This window comes from Bartonella sp. AD13SXNS, from assembly GCF_042196465.1.
GTDB lineage: Bacteria > Pseudomonadota > Alphaproteobacteria > Rhizobiales > Rhizobiaceae > Bartonella.
On the sequence record NZ_JBHIQI010000017.1, the window covers coordinates 1 to 22,037 of the forward strand.

Consider the following 22,037-nt stretch of genomic DNA (forward strand, 5'->3'; position numbering starts at 1 on the left):
CTCTTTCAAGCAAAGAGTCAATATCATTTTTTATTTTTTTCAAAATAAAATATTGTAAACAACAACGGCTATTTCAACTCATAACAGAAAAAAACTAACATCTAAAAATAAATCTCGAAAACTAAAGTTTCTTGCTGAATTATTACGAACACCTGTAAAGATAAACAAACGCAAAGCCAGATATGTTATGTTTTGTGTTTTACAAAGCGCTTGATAAAAGGCAGTGACATCTTTCCAATCCATTGCCGGTCTATTAATGGTTTTATGACGTTGTTTTCCTAAGAGCGCGCGTGCTTTTGTTGTTGCTTGTAAATCAACATCTAAACCTAGTGCAGCAGCATGTTTGAGACAAAGATTAAGACGGTTCAGTGCTTTCTCTGCTGTCCCAACTTTTGTATGCAAGATAGGAACAAGCGTGTTGCGTATCTCTGTTTGTGTAATCTCTGAAACGAGCAGACAGCCTAATTTAGGGAGAATGTAAAGCCGCAAGGGAGAAAACCAATTTCCATTTTTACCATCACCTTTTAATTCTGCTTTACGATTTTCAAAAATCTCTAAAGCAATGTCTTTGTCTTTTAAATAATGGAGATTGTAAATAATGGAGATTGCTTATTGCTTCACGCTTTTGTTTATTGCGTTCTTTAATAGGATCACGACCCTCACGTAATACAGAGCGCCACCCAGTTGCCAATTCACGGGCTTGTTTTAAAAAGACATCTCTCAAAGAGTACCCAATCCTATTTCACGACGGCGTCCGTGAAGGGTATAATGGTAAATCCATTGAGCACCACCATCTTTACGCTTATGAAGAAGCAAGCCGGCACCATCACACACTTTGCCAGCTCGTGGGTATTGCGATAGCCCTTGGCACTTAAGACGATTCATAAGAGCCATTTTTAGTTCTTTCTTATACAGTTTTTACCCACACACAAGCCCCGCTTGTGACGTGCAAGCGAATGGTTTTGGTTGATTCAGGATAAGCAGGTTTGAAATGAGAGAATCTTACGATATTCGGGACTCTCACTCAACATACAAAACAATGAATTAATCAGTATATTGTATGTTCACGGCGGCTTCCAGATCCCAAAATCTCCCTTCTCTCACAACAGTTACAACTCTTCTTACATATCACGACGCGTATCATGTTAAAGGGTCTATTCTATAATCACCATTGCATAAACGGCCTACACGCTTTATGCTTTCCCTTAAGAGCAAAAGGAAGATGTCAATGTCATCTAAACTGACGCGTAACCAAACATTGGTTTTAAACACTTTAAAAAATGCAAAAGGGCCTTTAAGTGCTTATGCGATTCTCAATCACTTACGCGAAGAAGGTTTTCGCGCACCTCTCCAAGTTTATCGTGCGTTAGAAAAACTCGTACAGTTAAAGTGTATCCATCGTCTTGAAAGTGTAAATGCCTTTATGGTCTGTTTACACCCTGAAAACTGTCAACATGAACTTACAACCTTTATAATTTGCGAAAACTGTGGCACAGTCAACGAAATACAAAATCAAACGATTGTATCAAGTTTAAAGAAGATGGTTCAAGCTGTTGACTTTCAAGCACACAAAAGCACCCTCGAAGTACGAGGTCTTTGTAAAAAATGCGCAATAAAATAAGATCTCTAACTTGAAAATAAGATCTCTAACTTGCAAGTTTATATATTTAGCATTATGTACCAGAGGTCGCCTTATTGTTTGAAAAGCTCTTATCGCTCTTGCATATATATCACCCTACCCTGTAGTGATAGGCTTATTATACTCGTTGGAACATAAATATTGGAAGTATAAATCATGTCCATATCTGAGACAATTTTTTCAACAAAAAATCTCGATAAAACGAAACAAAAAAAAGTAATCAAAGCTCTTCTTATCGTCTTTGCGCTTTTTGTACTTTGGTTTAGCTATAAATGGATAACGCAATGGCGTTATATGCTGTCCACTGAAGATGCCTATGTGCAAGGAGATATAGCCGCTATTGCGACTAAATTAAATGGATATATTGAAAAAATTGCCATTAAAGCCAACCAAGTTGTAAAAAAAGACGATGTTTTATTTTACCTAGACAATGGTGATTATCAAATAGCCTTGGATCAAACAGAAGCGCATCTTGACACACAGAAAAAAACACTTCTACGCATTGATGCACAAATCACAGCCGCTCATAGTGCTTTAGATGATGCAAAAGCGCAAAAAGCAGCCGCTTCAGCCATAGCAACCAATGCACAACTCACCTTAAAACGTGTAACAGAACTGAAAGCCAATCGTTATGCCCCTCAATCTGATGTTGATGATGCCAAATCAGCTTATGAACAAGCTATCGCAAATGTTAACCGTGCGGATGCACAAATCGCTGCAGCACGCGCCAATATCCAAGTGCTAGAAGCACAACGAAGTGAAACAGAAAGCCAAACAAAAAGTTTAGAACTTTCGCGTGAAAAAGCACAACGTGATCTTGATTCAACCATTATACGCGCGCCATTTGATGGAATCATAGGAAATTTAACAGCAAAAACGGGAGATTTTGTTGTAAATGGCCAACGTCTTGCAGCGTTAGTCCCCATACATGCACTTTATATTGAAGCAAACTATAAAGAAACACAGTTGCAAGATATTCATGCGGGACAAAAGGCTTATATTTCTGTTGATGCCTTCAAAAAGGAGGTCTTTACAGGAACAGTGCTTTCTATTTCACCGGCAACAGGTGCTGTTTTTTCTCTTCTTCCTCCACAAAACGCTACCGGTAACTTTACAAAGATTGTCCAACGCATTCCCGTACGTATTTCTATTCCAGAAGAAGTCTTAAAGACCGGACATATCCGAGCAGGAATGAGTGTTTCAGTAGAAGTTGATACACGTACAAAACCACAAGATAAAAGTCTCTTATAATAACAAGCAAATAATAACAAGCAAATGACCTCATTATTATGACATCTTCAATACCAAAGCCCATACAGTCTCAAGAGCGCATAGAAATCCGTAGCATTGTGATTTTCATAGTTATGGCCTTTGGCATGTTCATGGCCATTTTGGATATACAAATAGTTGCCTCCTCTTTAGCCGAAGTTCAAGCTGGTCTTTCTGCGAGCTCTGAAGAAATTTCATGGGTTCAAACCTCCTATCTCATCGCTGAAGTCATCATGTTGCCCCTTTCAGGATTCTTAGGACGATTGCTTTCAACACGTGTTTTCTTCACCATATCAGCGATCGGGTTTACGATTACTTCTATTCTTTGTGCAACAGCAACATCTATTGGAGAGATGATTATCTACCGTGCATTGCAAGGTTTTATTGGTGGAGGAATTATCCCAAGCGTTTTCGTCGCCTCTTATGTTCTTTTTCCTCCTTCCAAACGCCCAATTGTTACCCCTATTGTTGGACTAGTCGCAACATTAGCCCCCACTATTGGTCCAACGGTCGGAGGTTATCTCTGTCATATCTTATCATGGCACTGGCTTTTTCTCATTAATGTGCCTTTTGGGATTATTATTTCAATTCTCGCTTGGAAATTGATTGATTTTGATAAAGCAGATCCATCTCTCATGGCTAAATTTGACTGGTTGGGGCTCATTTCTATGGCTGTTTTTCTAGGAACTTTAGAGTATGTACTAGAAGAAGGCGCACGTCATGATTGGCTGAATGATGAGCTGGTTCGGAATTTATTTATTATCATGATTCTTGCTGCAACCTTATTCTTCTGGCGCGCTTTTACAGCAAAAGAACCCATTGTAGATCTCTCTACTTTTTCTAATTTTAATTTTTCAGCTGCATCCATTTTTTCCTTTTCTTTGGGAATAGGTCTTTATGGACTCACGTACCTTTATCCTGTCTATTTAAGCCAAATCCGCCATTATGATGCCCTGATGATTGGAGAAACATTGTTTCTTTCAGGATTCGTCATGTTATTAACTGCTCCCCTTGCAGGATTCCTTTCAGCACGAATGGATGCACGTTTAATGATGGCAATAGGACTTTTTGGTTTTGCAATAGGCACTTGGATGGCTAGCGCTATCACAGATAAGTGGGATTTTTGGCAGCTTTTTTGGCCGCAAGTTTTCCGTGGTGCTTCTGTAATGTTATGTATGGTTCCTATCAATAATATTGCCTTGGGAACACTTCCACCAGAACGAATGCAAAATGCTTCTGGACTCTTTAATCTCACACGGAATCTAGGTGGTGCTGTAGGGCTTGCCATTATCAGCACTCTCATGACAAAACGCACGGACTTCCATTATGAACGAATAGCCGAAACACTTAACCACGCAAACAGACAAGCAACTGAAATGCTTTCAAAGCTTATTTTATTATTCAAAACAGAAACCTTTGATTCCTACACTCTTGCTCTTTCTCAATTGTTTAATATAGTACGCATACAAGCAATGATTATGGCTTTTAGTGATATTTTCTTTATCATAACCATTATCTTTGGTGTTTTGACATTTATGACCATGTTTCTCAAAAAAATACCATCCCTCATGGATTCACCACCAAGACACTAAGATTCATTAAAATTGAAGAATATTTTTGATCTTTATCACTTTCCTCGATTTTTTCATTTTATCTCTTCTCAAGAGACAATATAAATTAACATGTGATTCTAAATGATTCTTCTGATAAAAATTCTTTTCAATGCGAGCTCTTTACGCACTTTTAAAATAACTTCTCGCATATAAAAATTGTTTTAGGTGATAATAAACAAAGAGCTTACCTAACATGCTCCACACTATAAAGATAAAGCAGCTGTTTCTATAAGATTTTTGATTTATCACTATAGGGCAAAAAACATTAAAAGAATATGTGTGCTTATCATTAAATCTCTCCTCTATCCGTCAATCCCGCTTTACGCTACTCCCCTCACAAAAACGATCCTGTACGATTCTTTATGCTTCATTCTTGTAGACGCTTACGAGAATATTCACATCACCCTTCCCTTTTCCTTTCTCCCCCATGGGAAACCTCCTTTTTGAGGTCATTTATAAAAGAGATTCTTGTGATTTTTTCTCATGTATCCATTTTCCTTACAATGTACAGGATAACGTTTTGTTGTTTCTGAATGCAAAAAATTGAAATGAGAAAATCATCCTCTACTCGACACTCTCATGCCAATTGCAAAACAAGTTGTCTTGATAGCAAAAAAGTAATGGAGAGTTTTTTCAAAAAAGCAGCTTTTAAACATGTAATTTTATTTTTTACGCCCTTTTAAAGAAGCTAATACTTACAGTTTTGATTCTACTGCCGCGTATTTTTCTTTCTTAAAGCCTCTTCTCTTTCGATAGGCACTAAAATTGTATAAAATTTCTTAAAATATCTCTCTTTTTGAATAAAATTGATCAATGAATGATCCCCTTCTATGCCCTAATCTTACCATGGTGGCTCCACAACTGTTAATGACAGAAATTCCCTCACATCTTCAATAGTAAACGTCTAGACACTTGTTTAACCTCTCAAAAACGCACATTCGTCGCTATTGAATCCACCTCCAAATACTTTAGAAAGGCTTCTAAGATTCTCTTCCCGATAGGCAAATAATCATTTCTGATGTGAAAAATTCAGTGGTATAAACGAAAAGCTCTCGTAGTCATGACATTGATTTATAATCATAATTTATGATGTTATCTATTATAATGAGCAATCTGAATATTGTGAGAGTTTCCTATTCAAAACCTGTTCATGATGAATCAATCAAAACCATTCCTTTGCGCACAAAAAGCAGAGAGATAAAAACGGTTTTAAAAAGAGTAAAATACCGAATCGTTTCAATGCAAGATTGACCAACGATATTGAGAACTGAAAAATTGTATGATGATGCCGGCTTTAAAAGAATACAAAACCACTCAAAAATCTGTTTCCTTTAATCGTGTAAAATATGACGCTATTTCAAAAAAAATGCGCTTTTAATATATTCCTAGTCACTTAACTGAAATTATTAAAAATAAGAAACCCGTCACATAAAGAAAAGGCTTTATAACACAATTGCAATGCAACGACCCCCAAAATTTGTACCGCATCAACATTTTGATACTAATCAAAACAGTATGCCCACCTCAATGCCAGCACTGTTGCAAACGCAATAAATACAGTCTTCAAGCCACTTTATGATGCTGAAAACGACTTGTAACGGCTCGTGCTCCACTAGGAGCCAAAGTGCCATAACACCCAGCAAGATAGTTTGGTATCAGTTCCAACGCTTGAAACCGATGTTTTTCGTAAGGACCAGGCATTGCCAAATTTTCTGTTAAGCGATTTGAAAAGCCAAAACGTTGATAAAATTCAAAATCCCCTACCAATAAAATAGCGCCATATCCCAATTTTTTTGCTGTTTCAATTGCATGGCGGACTAAAATTGATCCTATTCCCATACCAGCACATTCAGCGGCAACAGCCAAAGGTCCCAAGAGTAAAGCATGTTGTGTTTCATTTTTTTCTTTAAAAAAAGAAACATGCCAAAGACGTACACTTCCCACAAGCTCTCCCAGAGCATTTTTAACCACAAAAGAAAGCCCTTGAGCAGCTAGCCGACCACGCCGTAAAGTCTCTGATGATTTACGTTTACGTCCATACCCCATCGTTGAATCAAGCAAAATTTCTCGATAAGGCTTATCGGTTTCTTGCTCCAATAAAAGTGTAAAATATGCCCCATCTTTTGTTTGAAAATTCATCATGTTCATCTCAATGACCGCCCTCTTATAGCGCCATGACGAGCATAGCAAAAAGTCTAAAAAAACTATAGTTAAAAGGAAACCTCAGATCACATATGATCGTAAAGGCTCAAAACCATTAAAAGCAACCGATGCGTAAGTTGTTGTATAAGCACCCGTTCCATGAATCAATATTTCATCTCCTATTGTTAGAGATAGAGGAAGCGGATAAGGTGTTTTTTCATAGAGAACATCTGCCGAATCGCATGTTGGTCCAGCCAAAATACAAGGCTCCATCACCTTATCATCATGAGGTGTCTCAATAGGATAACGAATGGCTTCATCCATAGTCTCAGCAAGACCATTAAATTTTCCAATATCAAGATAAACCCATCGTACATTATCATTATCAGCTTTTTTAGATATTAGAACAACTTCTGTACGAATAACACCAGCATTGCCAACCATCGCACGTCCTGGCTCAATAATCGTCTCAGGGATACGATTACCAAAATGCTTTTTCAATGAATCAAAAACTGCTGTACCATAAGCTTGTTCTGTAGGGACATCTTTCAAATAACGGGTTGGAAAACCGCCTCCCATATTCACCAATTTCAGTGAAATGCCTTCTTGTTCCAAACGCTTAAAAACTGTAGAAGCATCCGATAAAGCACGATCCCACGCACTCAGATCAACCTGCTGAGACCCAACATGAAAAGAAACACCATAAGCTTGCAAACCTAATTGGTGTGCCCGTCTTAGCACATCAACCGCCATAGCAGGGACACAACCGAATTTGCGTGACAATGGCCACTCTGCACCTTTTCCATCGGTAAGAACACGGCAAAAAACACGCACTCCTGGAGCAACACGCGCAATTTTTTCCACTTCTTCAACACAATCAACTGCATAAAGTGAAACACCCAATGCATATGCTCGTGCAATATCACGCTCTTTTTTAATCGTATTCCCAAAAGAAATACGCTCTGACGTTGCTCCTGCTTTTAAAGCCATTTCAATTTCTGCAACAGAAGCCGCATCAAAAGAAGATCCTAAAGAACTCAGCAAACGCAAGATTTCAGGAGCTGGATTTGCCTTTATTGCGTAAAAAATACGAGACTGCGGCAGAGCTTTTTCAAAATTTAAATAGTTGTCACGAACAACATCAAGGTCAACAATTAAGCATGGACCTTCAGAACGATGTGTTGCAAGAAAATCGCGAATACGTTGCGTTGCCATCTGCAATTCTCCTTGAGGGAAAGCTCCCCCACTCTATGCTTGGACAGCCAAAGCTGCCAAAAGCTAAAGGACAAAAAACACACAACAACTATCCCCATTCTGATTACAAAAAATCAGAAATTAGCATTGCATGCAGCGAAAGAACAGCGCGAAGCCGCGTTATTCTATTTTATCTGCCTTTTTGATTGGAGTTGAGAAAACCACTTCCGCACTGAAGGCAATGAGGTGTGCCTCTATAGTTATCCCAGTATTTAAAAACTGGAAGACACCAGAAAGGCCCGCACCGTCGTTGCTTCAAGATGTCCTCATTCTTGCAATTGGCTGTAAGAATGACTGGAGCGGTTAGTTCCAGGTACCGTACCGGTTAATCTCACCATTTGAGAACCAGCGGACACCCACAGGCACGTGCGACTTTGGGCAAGGCATCCTATAAAACGAATCCTTTCTCATTTCAATCATTTTTTTAATTTTAAACATTTTTTAATTTTAAAAGATAAAATGATGCGAAAAAACAACACTCTCCCCAGACAAAACCATCCATCTGCTTTCATGGGATCCCCCCTCACACCATCCGTGCAACATCAAGCACTATCTTGCGTTTAAAGCCCCTCGTTTCTTTACCCTATTCTATCTCCTAATATCCGCAGCAGAAAATAACGCAAAATAAATTACTCAAGACATTAATTTATAATGATAATTTATTATTGTACCCTTAAACAAAAATCCCATTATAAAATCCTCTTATTTCAACCCTCTTACAATGAATCAATTAAAATCATTCTTTTGCGCATCACAAATAAAAAACAATTGAAAAAAAGAGTACCTTTTATATATCCTCTCAAATGCAAAGATGACCAACATTGAAGATTGAGGATAGTAACGACTAAAGCACTATAGTCTTTAAAGACAACGTGTCCTTACCCCAACAAAACACCATTATCTTTCTCATTTACATCCTAAAAAACATTCCTACTTCCACATTCATTTCACAGCATCGCTTAAGCAAAATATCATGAAGAAATCCCCGTATAATATAGCTTGTATGATATAGATCAACTACATATCACCCTCTTTATACTTATGAAATTAAAAACAAACGCTCCCATTCTATCTGCCAACTCCCAATATTGCAGAAACTCCTACATTGAAATGTTTCATAACACCTTATCTAAAATGATTTTTGTCCACACGTTGCTCCCATTTGCAACGTACAAGTGAATGAATTTTACGCGATTCGTTCTCATCTAATCTGAAAGCAACAAAGTTCAAAATATTGAACTCTTTTATTCAAATGAAAATAAATTATCATTATAAATTAATGTATTATATTAAATTCTGAAATCATAAACTCCTATTATCATTTTATTTTTCCACCTAGCATCTGCTTTTTCATCTCCTCTTATTAATCACATCTTATTCATACGCTTTTCTCTTAAACTACAATCTCCCTCCTCTGCGCTGTTGGTGAACAGCTTTTCTATTTTAAAATGAAAAGTATTTGAAAACTCAATCCTATAAAGTCAAGGAGAGTGAACAATCTATAATGATTATTTATAAGTCAAATAATTTAATATAAACAAAAAGACCGAATAATATCCGGTCTTATGAAATATTTTTCTACCAATATAAAAAACTCTTCTCTCTTAAATTTAAGAGAAAAACGCTACAACTTAAAACTCTACACTACGATATCCTTATGTCCCTTGATGAGAATCACTTGCACGCAACTTCAACAATTGAAATTGCCTATGGCGCTCACGAAAGCGTTCTCTATCAGCTTCACTGCGTGTGTTATAACAAGCATCACAGGAAACACCTTCTTCATAATGAGGCGATAGTTTGCTTTCAGCATTGAGAGGAGAACGACATGCGCGACATAATTCGCGTCCACATTCTTCAAGACCATGTTGAACAGAAACACGCTCATCAAAAACAAAGCACTCACCCCACCATAAACTTTTTTCTTTTGGAATTTTTTCTAAATATTTTAAAATGCCACCTTTTAAATGGTAGACTTGCTCATAACCAAGATCACGAACATAAGCTGTTGATTTTTCACACCGAATACCACCTGTACAAAACATGGCAATTTTCTTTTTCTTTTTTAAATCAGCCTCATGTTTACGCACCCATTCAGGAAATTCGCGAAATGTTTTAATCTGCGGATCAATCGCTCCTTGAAAACTCCCAATCGCATATTCATAGTCATTCCGTGTATCGATTAAAATTGTCTCTTCATCTTGAATAAGAGCATTCCAATCTTCAGGATCGACGTAAGTACCAACAACTTTTAGCGGATCAACACCTTCAACCCCCATTGTCACAATCTCTTTTTTCAACCGCACTTTCATACGATGAAAAGGCATCTTTGATGCCCATGAATATTTAATCTCCGGCGTTTGAAACGCTGGCTCCGCCACAATAAAATCCACCAATGCCTCAATCGCAGCACAAGAACCAGCAACAGTTCCATTAATTCCCTCTTGTGCTAAAAGGAGGGTTCCTTTGATATCCTTTGCTTGACATAAATCCTGCAAAGGTTTTTGTAATTGACGATAATGTTTCAAATCTGCAAAGCAATAAAGTGCAGCAACTTTAAAATTCTTTTCCATGTGTTTTGCCATAACGCGCGTTTCATTCAATTTCAAGATTTATTCATGTACTCTTTAACATATTGTGCTTAATCAAACGATACAAATAATATCATCTCCAAGAAGAAAAAATATCATGTGCCAAAAAAGAGAAAAGCTTTTATTATATCTCCAAGGACAAACTGTTATACCTGTTTTGCTCATTGACAATCTACAAAGTGCTGTACCCTTAGCACGCGCTCTTGTCAAAGGCGGATTAAAAACAATTGAGATTACCTTGCGAACACCAAATGCCCTCAAAGCAATTCAGAAAATTACCCAAGAAGTCCCTGAAGCAATCGTTGGAGCAGGAACAGTTCTCAACACGATACACTACGAGCAAGCCGAACAAGCAGGCGCAAAGTTTATTGTAAGCCCCGGATTATCCAATGCATTAATCAATTGTGCAAAAAATAGTGAAATTCCCCTTCTTCCCGCTGCAATGACCCCAAGTGAACTCATGCAAGCATTAAACAAAGGCTATTCATATCTTAAATTTTTCCCTGCTGAAGCTGCTGGAGGTATTTCCTTCATCGAAGCTTTAGCATCTCCCTTCTCTGATATCCGGTTTTGCCCAACAGGCGGTATTACACAAAAAAGTGCAACACAATGGCTCCAACTGCCCAATGTCTTCTGCGTTGGTGGTTCTTGGATAGCACCCCAACCGCTCATCGCAATAAGTGATTGGGATTCGATTACTGCATTAGCGCATACTGCAACACAACTCTCCTCTCTATCGAAAAAAGCGCGCTCTACAACATAAGTAGCAGGAGCATTATTGGCCCCTTCAACAAGACCAAAGCTTTCACGCATCCTTGCGCAATCTTTTAACATAGCCATGGAACCACAAATCATCACCCGATCTTCATCAGGATGAATTTTAGGAAGGCCTGTTGTTTCAAAAAAATCTCCACTTTCCATAACAGTCGTAATACGCCCCATATGCTCAGAAGGTTCACGAGTCGTCATAGGATAAAATCTCAACTGTTGTGCATACTCTCCAATGAGTGGATCTTGTTGCAAAGAGGAAACAAGATCTTTTGCACAAATTAACCCATTCTTTTCGCACGTTATTTAAATAAGAACAACTTCTGAAAATTTTTCATAAATATCAGGCTCACGAATAAAGCTTGCAAAAGGAAAAACCCCATACCGGTTTGAAAGAAGATAAAGCATCAACTTTCCCACTCATTACTCCACAAAAGCGCGCTCTACAACATAAGTAGCAGGAGCATTATTGGCCCCTTCAACAAGACCAAAGCTTTCACACATCCTTGCGCAATCTTTTAACATAGCCATGGAACCACAAATCATCACCCGATCTTCATCAGGATGAATCTTAGGAAGGCCCGTTGTTTCAAAAAAATCTCCACTTTCCATAACAGTCGTAATACGACCCATATGCTCAGAAGGTTCACGAGTCGTCATAGGATAAAATCTCAACTGTTGTGCATACTCTCCAATGAGTGGATCTTGTTGCAAAGAGGAAACAAGATCTTTTGCATAAATTAACTCATTCTTTTCGCGCGTTGTTTGAATAAGGACAACTTCTGAAAATTTTTCATAAGTGTCAGGATCACGAATAAGGCTTGCAAAAGGAGCAATCCCCGTCCCAGTTGAAAGAAGATAAAGACGTTTTCCAGGAATAAGAGCATCAAGAACCAACGTTCCTGTAGATTTTTTACGCATGAGAACTGTATCACCAATTTTAATTTTTTGGAGATGCTCGGTTAATGGCCCTCCTGGAACTTTTATCGAAAAAAACTCAAGCTGTTCATCCCAAAAGGGACTTGCAATCGAATAAGCACGATAAATTGGCTTTTCTGCATTTGGCAAACCGATCATAACAAATTCACCTGAACGAAAACGAAAACTTTCCGGACGATTCAAGCGAAATTTAAATAATCGATCTGTATAGTGAAAAACCTCTTGGACAGTAAGAGCGAATACATTCGCAGGAATCGGAAAATTTGCAACGCTGCTGATGTTTGATGGAACATTGGTAGCAGACGTATTCATACTCTTCCCCATATCTTTATTGACTGTTAAATTTCGAATCCCTGACGTGATATAATCCTTGTATAATCATCTGCCAACAATTTTCTTAAACCAAAAGCCTTAAGATTAACACTTTTATGTCAAAATTAATCGAATGAAAAAAATGTGAATACAAATCATATTCAAAGAGAAACAAAAACATTGAGTGTTAAGCAATCACGGTACTCTTTTCCACTTTAACACATAATGCATAGTATACAGTGTACCGCTACAACACTTTATTCTCTTTGCAAAATTTATAACCGAAAACCTTAAAATTAAGAGAGAAAAAACATCTGTGGATTGAACGATAAACGCACGACTCCACAACAAAGTTTTCGGCATTACATCCATTGTTTTCTTTACTGACCTTTTTTACACTGCCCTTTCCATAAATAAATGAGTCGAACACCCTCTATAAGCGATAAAATTGATTTCACTTAAAACCGATCAAATGATAAAAAGCAAATATCGTATTCCCACTTCATCTTGAAAAGAAATAATATCCAAATCAACAGTTTCTAATGTATCAGAAAGTGTCTACACATTGTTTTCCATTTAACAAAAAATAATTTTAAGTGCATGAGACGACATCCAAAATTGCACAGATGAGTGATCTTCTCCTTCATGGTAAAAACTTGTAATGCATTGATTTAACGTGGTTAATTTAATCATTTTACCTTCTCTAAATAAGTAGCCAATGCAATATTTAATCAAAACAATCACACCAGAACAATAGTCTAACATTGCACTCTTCAAAATGATACAATACAATAAACTATGCTTTCTTTTTTAAGAGGTCTAAACTAAGGAAAATAAGTAAAAAAGTCTATGCTTCACAAATTATCAGACAAAACCATGTTGATAACAACACAAATAAAACTAAAGTATCTCTTATATCCAGAGTAGCATTTTACATAAAAAACGACTTTAATGGCAGTATAGGCTTCTTATGATTTTGACCATAGCAAACCGTATCTTTCATCTCTCATAAGCAACCTCTATAAAATAACCAAAGAAAACTGCGTATTTCACGAATACAGATAAGATTTTAAAATGAAAAATTCCGTTAATGATGAAATAAATACATCACTTTATGCAGCTGTCGCAACCATTGATGTCAGTGCCATTGTTGCCAATTATATCACTTTAGCCAAACGTGTAGCCCCAACAGAATGTTCAGCAGTTGTAAAAGCAAATGCTTATGGATTAGGCGCTCACAAAATTGCTCCTGCCCTTTATCAAGCTGGTTGTCGCACTTTTTTTGTTGCACAAATCAGAGAAGCACTCCAATTAAAAAGCATTTTACCATCAAATGTCACGATTGCCATTCTGGGTGGACTCCCACACTTAGCAGAAGAGTTTGTAGCACAATCTGGTATTGTTCCGGTTTTGAACTCTTGGAATGCCATTGAAAATTGGCAAAAAATTTGTCAAAAAAAAGATAAAAAATTTCCAGCAATTGTTCAAATCGATACCCATATGAACCGATTAGGACTGGATCAAAAAGAATTACAAAAACTCATCAAACACCCTACAATTTTCGAAAAAGCAGAAATAAAATATATTCTTAGTCACCTTTCTAACGGAGAAGATGATACCCACCCATCAAATTATACCCAATTAACTTCTTTCAAAACTGCCCTTGCGCAACTGCCAACCTGCAGAGCTTCCTTTGCCAATTCTGGAGGTATTTTTTTAGGATCAGATTTTTATTTTGATCTTGTTCGCCCCGGTATTGCACTTTACGGAAGCGCCCCCTCAGGAAAACACGCATCCTTTCTAAAACCTGTTTTAAAACTTGAAGCTCAAGTTCTTCAAAACCGTGTTGTTGATGTAGATACACCTGTTGGTTATGGAGAAAGCTTTATAACCAATAGACCAAGTACTCTTGCAACCATTTCTATTGGCTATGCAGACGGATGGCTCCGTGCTCTTTCAAATAAAGGAACCGTTTATTTCAATGGACACAAACTGCCCATAGTTGGACGCATTTCTATGGATTCCATTATTGTAGATACAACTGATCTTGATCAAAAACCTCAAACAGGTGACTGGATCGAACTCATTGGTCCCCATCAAACACTTGAAAAAGTATCTATAGATGCCAACACCCTTCCCAATGAAATTCTAACGTCTCTTGGACCACGCTATAAATACATTTACACATAAAGACTCTGTTAAAGAAAAACTGATAAAAGTCATTATGTCAGAAGGTTATAGAGCTTTTACGAAAGATTTTTCAACACTCAATCGCATAGAAGGATCATGAGACAACCCCCATTCATATAGAACTCAAAAGAGACACGTTGATGGATTGTTTTAGAAAAGAGGCTTGCACCAAAAATACAAAAACTTAGTCTTCCTTACATAAATTAACGAAAAAGAATCTATTGCCAATTTTTTAAATTAATGACCCAATTAAGCCAAACTGTTAATTGACAATTCTCATACCGAATAACAGTACTCAATATTGTAAGTTTCTTTTATTTCAGCCCTATTCATGGTGAAGAAAACAAAATCATGTCGCTTGCGTGCTACAAACTGAACTGCATGGAGATAAAAATGATTTAAGAAAGGAATAAAGATGCCTCTTATGAACCATTTTAATGCAAGGACTGTTACGTTATTAGAAATTGGTAAATAAGGTAATGACGATGTCTGGTTTACACCTTTCTGAAATAAAGATAGTGGGACACAATGGGTTTTATATGATTACGAAAGATTTTATACCATTAGTTTATCTTATACCATTCATAAGCAACGTCACCAAATAGCTTAAGATGCCCTGAAAAATGTTTTTTTAAAACAAGTCTATCAGTATGCAACACAATGGCATCCTGTTTATCATGGCGTCAACAATGTTTCTTCTTTATCATCTTATAAGCTCACTAAGCTTTCTGCAATGATGCAACTTCATCTCACATTAATTCTTCTTATTACATTCATTTTTTCTCATGAACACTAAAATCTGTTAATGCACTGTCCAAAGTAAAATGAGTCAACAAACATTTCTATTCTTTTGTAATATAGATACGTACACTTAACTTAAGAATTTAAGAATGCTGCTTGAAACCAAAATCTGTTCTATCGTAGCATTCATAACAACAAAAATACTTTGATTATTTTTGCTTCATAGAAGAAAAAAGTATATGCTGCTTTATCGAAACTTTCACTTTAATAGACAATTTTAATAGACAATAGAAAAATCAGTTTTCATTACATGATGTGAAGTATTTAATCTTCCTGAAGATTTACTTGTCAAAAACAAGAATACATATCAAAAAATCTTACAAGAGATATCTATCTTGAGAAGAGTCACCTCATATTACATCAACAATTGAATTGGCTTTTTTCAATAAAAGCTTCACTATTTTTAACAAAGCTCTCATTTTTATAACATCCCTCTGTAATGTAAAAATATGATATTTGCATTTCTTTTATATATAGACTAAAAAATAACTCTAAAGCCTTTGATCACTTCGTCTCTATTGACTTCTCTTTTGGGCATTAATTTATGGTATCTAACCCACCTTTTCTCGCTCTTTTACCTTTAGGTGCACATGAATATCACGGAGAGCACCTTCCCTTTGAAACCGACTGGATTATAGCTGAAGCTTTTGCAAAAGCCCTCGTTTTACAAACAAAAGAGCACTTCCCTATCACACTTTTACCAGTTGAAAAAATTGGTTATTCCATAGAACATATGGATGTTCCAGGCACGCAAACCCTTACCTTTTCTGATGCGATTAAGCGATGGATAAAGATTGGTGAAAACTGCTATCATAAAGGGATCAATCGTTTTCTTTTTCTCAATGCCCACGGAGGCAATTCACCTTTAATGAGCATTGTCATCACCGAATTACGAAGGCGATTTTCCATGCTTGCTGTAGCAACAAGCTGGAGCCGTTTTGGTCTACCACAAGGTCTCATGACCCCTTCTCAACAGCATCTTGATATCCATGGAGGATTTATCGAAACCTCTCTCATGCTTTATTTAGCACCAGAAAAAGTCCATATGGAGAAGGCAAAAAATTTTCATAATAAGCAAGCAGATATGATTGCCAATTATCGATATTTGCGTGCTTATGGTCCTCATGCCTTTGGTTGGACAATGCATGATCTAAACACGCAAGGTGCAGCAGGAAACGCAAGCAAAGCAACGCCACAAGCCGGTGAAGCAATCTTTTCTCATGTTTTGTCTCAGCTTCATGATTTACTTGACGATATCCATCGATTTAACATAAACACATGGCAATAAAGAACAATACAAGGTCTCTCCATGGAAAAGATACAGCCCAACAAACTTCCTGTTACGGTTCTCACAGGCTATCTTGGCGCAGGAAAAACCACTCTTCTCAACCGCATTCTTAGTGAAAATCATGGCAAACGTTATGCCGTCATTGTCAATGAATTTGGTGAAATTGGTATTGATAATGACCTGATCATTGAATCAGACGAAGAAATTTATGAAATGAATAATGGTTGTGTTTGCTGTACCGTGCGTGGTGATCTCATTCGCATTTTGGAAAGTCTCATACAACGTTCTCATCGATTTGATGCGATTATTATCGAAACAACAGGGCTTGCTGATCCCGTTCCTGTAGCACAAACCTTTTTCATGGATGATACGGTCCATGAAAAAACAGCTCTCGACAGTGTCATAGCGGTCGTTGATGCAAAGCATTTTCCCTCTCAACTAAAAACAAGTCGTGAAGCTGAAGATCAAATTGCTTTTGCAGATATTGTTCTTTTAAATAAGATTGATCTTGTCACTCAACAAGAACGCAGCCATGCTGAATCTCTCATTCTGGCTATTAATCCTCGCGCTATACTCTATACAACACAGCGCGCCGATATTCCTCTTGAGACACTCCTTAATCGTGGTTTTTTTGATCTCCAACGGACTCTCGATCATGAGCCTCATTTTCTCGATCACCAACATAAAGTCCAACACGCTGACCACGTATGTGGTCCCGATTGCCATCATGACCATCATCTCGTATCCACCCTTCATGATATTACCATCACTTCTGTAAGTTTAAAAACAGGCGCTTTGCGACCAGAAAAGTTTTTTTCTTGGATTCAACAGGTTACGCAGCAACAGGGGCCTGATATCTTGCGTCTTAAAGGCATTATCGCTTTTCAAGGAGACGATGATCGTTACGTCATTCAAGGTATCCATATGCTTCTTGAGGGACAACATCAACGCCCATGGCGTGAAGATGAAAAACGAGAAAGCCGCCTTGTTTTTATCGGACGCTCTCTTGATGCTGAAAAATTAAAAACTGGTTTTGAAAATTGTGCATGAGTGAGTAATAATGCCAAACATTACCCATTATGATCTCCAAAGTCACTGCCTTTCCTGCGGTTTTATAGGCAATAAACCGGCCTTTGTTTCTGTAGAAGGTTTTATTGTTTTTTTAACCCCAACCCCACAAATCCTTGAAGTTCACCAAGGAATAATTTCAAGCCATTTTTCCCATGACAATACCGCAATCATCACAGGGGGAGAAGATGGAAAAGTCTGTCAAACAACCGCAACAGATCATACAGAAGTGCTAAGCCAAAAAGAACGCAAATGGATAAACAACGTTGCTTTGGGACCACAAAAAGCTGTTGCCTTTTCCTCCTCTCGTCTCGCGTTTGCACAGGTTGGCAAAGAACAGCAAGAGCTCACGCATGAACGCAGTGTAGAAGGCCTATCTTTTGCCCCAAAAGGTTTACGACTTGCCGTTGCCCATTACAATGGTGTTACTCTTCATTGGTTATCAACGCAAACATCTCCCACCACATTGGTATGGAAAGGCGCTCATTGTGGTGTCACCTTTTCACCAGACAACCGCTATGTTATTTCCACGATGCAAGAAAACGCCTTGCACGGCTGGCGTCTGACTGATCATCAACATTTGCGAATGAGTGGCTACCCAAGCAAAGTCAAAAGCTTGTCTTGGAGCGCCAAAGGAAAATGGCTAGCAACCTCAGGCGCCTCTGCCGCAATTATTTGGCCCTTTCATACAAAAGACGGCCCCATGGGAAAAACACCACTAGAACTAGGCACACGGGCAAATGCGCTTGTGAGCACCGTTTCATGCCACCCCAGTAAAGAAATTGTAGCAATAGGCTTCAATGATGGAATGATTTTAGCAGCACATTTTCATGATGGAAAAGAAGTCCTTCTAAAAAGTTATGGGAAAAGCGCTATCTCAGCACTCAATTGGGATCAAGCAGGGCACAATCTCGCCTTTGGAAGCGAAAATGGTGAATGTGGTATAATCAATATCACTGTTTAGCCAAACACCAACCAGCATAACCATCAGCGATAAAAAATGCCCACACAATCCTCCAGAAATCTGCCCCCCTTGTATCTTTAGAGCTCTCAAAAATCCCAGCCTCTCCCCCAAAAATTCCTACAATCTTCTTGATCACTTCCCCACACCTCAAAGGACGAAGATTCCTACCAATTACCGGATTGTCAACAGTCCAGCCTTTCGTAGCGGGTTCCAGCTGCTAATCACTCATGCAGTTCACTTCATAAGGTGCGACAGACAAGCCCTGCCCTAAATACGGATCACAACATCTAAAAACACTTAATTATATAAAACTTTTCATGCCTTATATCACTGCTCTAAACAACGGTGTTTTATGGCATAATAGGATAATAATGAAATCTTTCCTCTTCCTGTCTCCCCCCCTTCAGAGGATAAAATATCTTAAACATGTTTTTTGACCTTTCAACATTGCTACCCTCATACAAAAATAAAAACATCATCCCCGATCGCCCTCCCTATAAACACCTATGTAGGCTGCATACTTCCATAACAGCATTTTTCTTAAAAATTCGGCAAAAAATAACTTACACCATCACTGAAAAAACGATTTATTCTTACAATCAGAAAAAGAGAATTCAACACTATTTTCCTAAATAGAAATTTTTTTGATTTTCCCTCCCCTAAAGAGCAAAATTTCCTACTAGCAGCCTATTACACTCCAGTTTCTTGCCTATCCGATGCAGTATATTGATTTATAAAGAATATTAATTGTTTTGCATATTGAATGAGAGTTCTCAATAACGTAAGATTTTCTCATTTCAAACCTGTTCCATGTTGAATCAATCAAAATCATTCATTTGCATGTTAAAAATGGGGAGAACCGTGTGGGTAAAAATTGTATAAGAAAGAAGTTAAAATGCCTATAATGAATCATCACAAGTCCAAGGGCTATCACAACACCCAAAAACTGGCAAACTGTGTGATGGTGCTCCAGCTTTCTTCTTTACAAGCGTAACGATGGGGATGTTCAACGGAGTTACCATTATATCATTCATGACCGCCACCGTGAAATGGGCTTGAAAACCTTGAGACATATCTCTTAAAAACAAGCCCGTGAATGTGCAACCCAAATATATTTAGTTTGGCGCATTGATTGACAGGAGAGGTATGCCCCCTTCTTAAAGAACGTGAAAAACAAAAGCGTAAAGCAATGCGTAATCTCTACTCCTTAAAAGCCATCACTTGAGACACTTTTGAAAGCCGTAAAGCTAAACTAAAAGGAGATGAGAAAGATGGGAACTGATTTTCACCTTTACCCTTCATATTCTTCCCAAATTAAGCAGCCTCCCCATTTCAGAGATTACACAAACAAAGAAACGCAATACACTTGCTCCCATTTTGCATACGAAAGTTGGAGCTGCTTACAAAGCTTTCATTCGTCTCAATCTTTATCTTAAACATGCTGCTACGCTGGGGTTGAATGTTGATTTACAAGCAACAAAAAATACCCACTCTCTTGAGATTCCACACCTCTAACAATTAATTTCATGGAGCTCTTATCCCCACCCTAAATGACAATATTTTATAGCACAATAAAACCATAGCAAAATTTGAAAAATACTTCATAATGAAAAAAAATCATAAAAAGCTTTGTGAAAATATCTTTCAAACATCACACATTGTTCCCCTCAAACGTCAACGCTTACTTTTTCAATCTTTCTGATTATACACTCTCTCTGTTATCTGAGGAAGCTCTTTTAAATCCCCCCATCACACTTAAGACATTCCTTGAAGCCTTGAGGAACTAAGGAAATCTTTCTCTACACCCTAAGAATGTTGAACAAAGTAAAAAAAGCACATTTGATAAATGGTCTGTTGCTGCCTATAGAAGTCTGCAGTATGATATGGTTTTTTATAACGTTTACAATAGGTTATCGATGAAGTGTTATCATATGGCCTTTTGAAGGGAGATGTCTTGATCACTTCCTGCACAGGGCAAGGTTGTTGCGTTAAAGGGTAAGCAGTTTAGTGGTTCTTTAACGAGTGGTAGAACATTTGCAATAGGCTATAAAGGTGTTGTTTTTGATCCGAAGGTTCAGGTTGTTTATTAGCATCTTCAGTTTAATCAGGTATGTGATGCTGATAATCTTGATGTTGATTGAGGAAAATGACATCAATGATTTAGAATGCGCATCCATCATTCTATATATTGAATAAAAAAACTCAATATTATCAATTTTTTCACTTCAAAACTCTTTATATTTAATCAATGAACCCCTTGCCCGTAACAAACGAAGCTGGCATGTAAAAGAAGAACTATTGAAAAAAATAGAAATACTTCTTATGAACACTTTGGAACGCTAAAGTTTGCGCAAATATTGAATGCTGAAAAAAGAATGATGATATCCGCGCATGACCGCAATGAAAATAATATCCTGTATTTTATAAAAACTGCTCTTGGCGCCTATCATGTACAAAAAAGAAAAAACAACCGTAAAACACGATAAAGTATACTTTATTATTATAATTTTATCTCAAACTCCCTCTTCTTTTCTAAAAAGACAAAGATCTATCCTAAATTTCCAAGGAAACAGCCTAAAAAGAAAACAAATAATATGCGTATTGTCTGATATAAACGTGAATACAATTTATATTTTTCTATAAAATGATATTCTTAGCTAAAAAAAATCCCCCAAAACATAACACTCCCAAGACTTAAACTTGTGATATATAAAAATTAATCAAGAAACAGACAAAAAAACAAAAAACACCTAAAAACCAATCATCATCCACTTTATATAAACAAAAACAACTATTAATACAGCCTCTTTTGAAAGATTACACCGACCAGCATTCAGCATTCAAACTTCTCACATTCTCAGTGAAATCTGTCTCATATCATAACATAAAAAATTTTAGAAAAATTCCTCATCGCATAGAAGAAAGCATATCATGAGCATCTTCAATCATAAATCAAAGAAAGCATTTATTATAACCTATTATATCAAAAAAATAACCATATTGGTAAAGCAACACAAATTTTAACACATTAAAAGGCAAAAAATCTTCTGCCTTTCATCTAAAAATACATATTGCACCTCTTCAAAAAAGGTGGCGCAATCCAGCAGAGAAACTGGCTCCATAAAAACCAACTTTCTTAAATCTATGCTGATAAGTGACATCTCCATGAAGAGAAAGTTTTGATGAGAGACGGGCATTA

13 protein-coding genes and 2 pseudogenes are annotated in these 22,037 nt (G+C 37.3%); 8 read left to right on the top strand and 7 right to left on the bottom strand.

Translation table 11 applies throughout. From position 1 onward, the window contains the following. Nucleotides 1–126: 126 nt before the first annotated feature. A pseudogene (locus ACFIMQ_RS08235) lies at nucleotides 127–894 on the bottom strand (tyrosine-type recombinase/integrase); the annotation flags it as partial. Nucleotides 895–1,228: 334 nt separating this feature from the next. Here ACFIMQ_RS08235 and ACFIMQ_RS08240 point away from each other — a divergent pair. The 3 genes from ACFIMQ_RS08240 (at nucleotide 1,229) to ACFIMQ_RS08250 (ending at nucleotide 4,500) form a co-directional block, all read left to right on the top strand. Next, on the top strand, nucleotides 1,229–1,621 hold the full coding sequence (locus tag ACFIMQ_RS08240; RefSeq protein ID WP_375616953.1) for a Fur family transcriptional regulator: 393 nt from the start codon (nucleotides 1,229–1,231) through the stop codon (nucleotides 1,619–1,621). Nucleotides 1,622–1,795: 174 nt separating this feature from the next. Next, nucleotides 1,796–2,890 carry an HlyD family secretion protein gene (locus ACFIMQ_RS08245; protein WP_375616954.1) on the top strand — a complete coding sequence of 365 codons (1,095 nt, stop codon included), beginning with the start codon at nucleotides 1,796–1,798 and terminating at the stop codon, nucleotides 2,888–2,890. A 38-nt stretch (nucleotides 2,891–2,928) separates the two neighbouring features. Continuing rightward, nucleotides 2,929–4,500: a DHA2 family efflux MFS transporter permease subunit gene (locus ACFIMQ_RS08250; protein WP_375616955.1), complete on the top strand. Its 1,572-nt coding sequence runs from the start codon at nucleotides 2,929–2,931 to the stop codon at nucleotides 4,498–4,500. Between the two features lie 1,584 nt (nucleotides 4,501–6,084). On the opposite strand, the gene ACFIMQ_RS08255 is transcribed toward ACFIMQ_RS08250, so the two are convergent. From ACFIMQ_RS08255 to ACFIMQ_RS08265, 3 genes are all read right to left on the bottom strand, one after another. Then, complete coding sequence (locus ACFIMQ_RS08255) at nucleotides 6,085–6,669, bottom strand: GNAT family N-acetyltransferase (protein WP_375616956.1); 585 nt, start codon at nucleotides 6,667–6,669, stop codon at nucleotides 6,085–6,087. 75 nt (nucleotides 6,670–6,744) lie between these two features. Next, entirely contained in the window at nucleotides 6,745–7,878 is a 1,134-nt protein-coding gene (locus tag ACFIMQ_RS08260) for a type III PLP-dependent enzyme (RefSeq protein WP_375616957.1), read from the bottom strand. 1,694 nt (nucleotides 7,879–9,572) lie between these two features. Continuing rightward, nucleotides 9,573–10,490, bottom strand: a complete 918-nt coding sequence (locus tag ACFIMQ_RS08265) for a rhodanese-related sulfurtransferase (RefSeq protein ID WP_375616959.1) — start codon at nucleotides 10,488–10,490, stop codon at nucleotides 9,573–9,575. A gap of 115 nt (nucleotides 10,491–10,605) precedes the next feature. Between ACFIMQ_RS08265 and eda the strand changes: the two genes are divergently transcribed. Next, nucleotides 10,606–11,271 carry a bifunctional 4-hydroxy-2-oxoglutarate aldolase/2-dehydro-3-deoxy-phosphogluconate aldolase gene (eda, locus tag ACFIMQ_RS08270; protein WP_375616958.1) on the top strand — a complete coding sequence of 222 codons (666 nt, stop codon included), beginning with the start codon at nucleotides 10,606–10,608 and terminating at the stop codon, nucleotides 11,269–11,271. Here the strand turns inward: eda and ACFIMQ_RS08275 are convergent. Together ACFIMQ_RS08275 and ACFIMQ_RS08280 are read right to left on the bottom strand one after the other, a co-directional pair. After that, nucleotides 11,250–11,681: pseudogene (locus tag ACFIMQ_RS08275) on the bottom strand (ferredoxin--NADP reductase); the annotation flags it as partial. The gene eda and the pseudogene ACFIMQ_RS08275 sit on opposite strands and share 22 nt — an antisense overlap. A gap of 18 nt (nucleotides 11,682–11,699) precedes the next feature. Next, nucleotides 11,700–12,527, bottom strand: a complete 828-nt coding sequence (locus ACFIMQ_RS08280; protein ID WP_375703798.1) for a ferredoxin--NADP reductase — start codon at nucleotides 12,525–12,527, stop codon at nucleotides 11,700–11,702. A gap of 1,074 nt (nucleotides 12,528–13,601) precedes the next feature. Here ACFIMQ_RS08280 and alr point away from each other — a divergent pair. The 4 genes from alr (at nucleotide 13,602) to ACFIMQ_RS08300 (ending at nucleotide 18,838) form a co-directional block, all read left to right on the top strand. Then, nucleotides 13,602–14,717, top strand: coding sequence for an alanine racemase (gene alr, locus ACFIMQ_RS08285; protein ID WP_375703799.1), 1,116 nt, complete (start codon nucleotides 13,602–13,604; stop codon nucleotides 14,715–14,717). 1,345 nt (nucleotides 14,718–16,062) lie between these two features. After that, nucleotides 16,063–16,806, top strand: coding sequence for a creatininase family protein (locus ACFIMQ_RS08290; RefSeq protein ID WP_375703800.1), 744 nt, complete (start codon nucleotides 16,063–16,065; stop codon nucleotides 16,804–16,806). A gap of 21 nt (nucleotides 16,807–16,827) precedes the next feature. Continuing rightward, nucleotides 16,828–17,856 (top strand): CobW family GTP-binding protein, encoded by a 1,029-nt coding sequence (locus tag ACFIMQ_RS08295; protein WP_375703801.1) that lies wholly within the window; start codon nucleotides 16,828–16,830, stop codon nucleotides 17,854–17,856. A 10-nt stretch (nucleotides 17,857–17,866) separates the two neighbouring features. Further along, nucleotides 17,867–18,838: a WD40 repeat domain-containing protein gene (locus ACFIMQ_RS08300; RefSeq protein ID WP_375703802.1), complete on the top strand. Its 972-nt coding sequence runs from the start codon at nucleotides 17,867–17,869 to the stop codon at nucleotides 18,836–18,838. Here ACFIMQ_RS08300 and ACFIMQ_RS08305 read toward each other — a convergent pair. Then, nucleotides 18,828–18,974, bottom strand: coding sequence for a hypothetical protein (locus ACFIMQ_RS08305; protein WP_375703803.1), 147 nt, complete (start codon nucleotides 18,972–18,974; stop codon nucleotides 18,828–18,830). The two genes, ACFIMQ_RS08300 and ACFIMQ_RS08305, sit on opposite strands and share 11 nt — an antisense overlap. Between the last annotated feature and the right edge of the window lie 3,063 nt (nucleotides 18,975–22,037).